The organism is Tritonibacter sp. SIMBA_163 (assembly GCF_046535935.1).
In the GTDB taxonomy this organism is placed as follows: Bacteria; Pseudomonadota; Alphaproteobacteria; order Rhodobacterales; family Rhodobacteraceae; genus Epibacterium; species Epibacterium scottomollicae.
This window is the reverse complement of the sequence record NZ_JAWJBP010000554.1, coordinates 1-266: the sequence shown is the minus strand read 5'-3', so window position 1 is coordinate 266 and position 266 is coordinate 1. Positions and strand designations below refer to the sequence as shown.

The following is a 266-nucleotide window of genomic DNA, read 5'->3' as shown; positions in this document are numbered from 1 at the left end:
GCCAACAGGTGCTCATCCACATCCACGATGGGCAAGCCTAGGCGACGACGCTCCTCGTTATCGTCATTGAACCGTTGGCGCTGCTCTTCGGCATCGGTCAGCTCATCGTAGCCGTTGGCTAATTCAACGCCGTTCAGATACAGCTCAAAGCGTGATGCCACCCATTCTCCATCAGCATCCTGATGGCGACGCGCCAGCGCTGCTTGGCTGGCAGGATAGTCCACTACCACACTCAACTCTTGCTGGCCCAGGTGGGGCTCAATCAC

Annotated in this window: 1 protein-coding gene; it reads right to left on the bottom strand. The window is 57.9% G+C overall.

The annotated features are described in order from the left end of the window. On the bottom strand, window positions 1-224 hold a 224-nt coding region (locus R0J92_RS23510; RefSeq protein ID WP_411053454.1), incomplete at its 3' end, for an amino acid--tRNA ligase-related protein. Between the last annotated feature and the right edge of the window lie 42 nt (window positions 225-266).